This window comes from Gilvimarinus sp. 1_MG-2023 (genome assembly GCF_030548285.1).
The window spans coordinates 1-410 of record NZ_JAUOSC010000230.1 but is presented as its reverse complement, the minus strand read 5'-3'; the positions used below and the strand labels follow the sequence as shown (position 1 = coordinate 410).

Here is a 410-nt window from a genome sequence, read left to right as displayed (position 1 = left end):
ACCAAATACTTTTTCTTTGTCTTTCTTTTGCATCAGTATGCTCCGTCGGACGTCGGCAATCAGCGGCCAGACGTTATCAAATAGTAAGTCGGGGGCGGCATTATTGGTGCCGCCGGATTATCGACCTGAGTGATGATCGTGGGCGATCAACGATCAGTCAATCTTGCGGTATTTCATATCCCAGACACCATGGCCTTTACCCTGACCGCGTTTTTCAAACCGCGTCAGTGGTCGGTCATCCGGGCGCTCAACACACTGGCCAGGGCCGGCGATATTGTCATAACCCGCCTGTGCATCCATCACCTCGATCATGTGCTCCATGTAGTTTTCCCAGTCGGTAGCCATATGGAAGATGCCACCGGGCGTGAGAATACGGCGCAGGGTCTGGACAAATCCGGTTTGTACGATCC

Annotated in this window: 1 protein-coding gene; it reads right to left on the bottom strand. The window is 52.9% G+C overall.

Features of this window, described 5'->3' with window-relative positions:
* Positions 1–153: 153 nt before the first annotated feature.
* Positions 154–410: tRNA (guanine(46)-N(7))-methyltransferase TrmB (gene trmB / locus Q4563_RS16560; RefSeq protein ID WP_442903769.1), on the bottom strand; the 257-nt coding region annotated here is incomplete at its 5' end.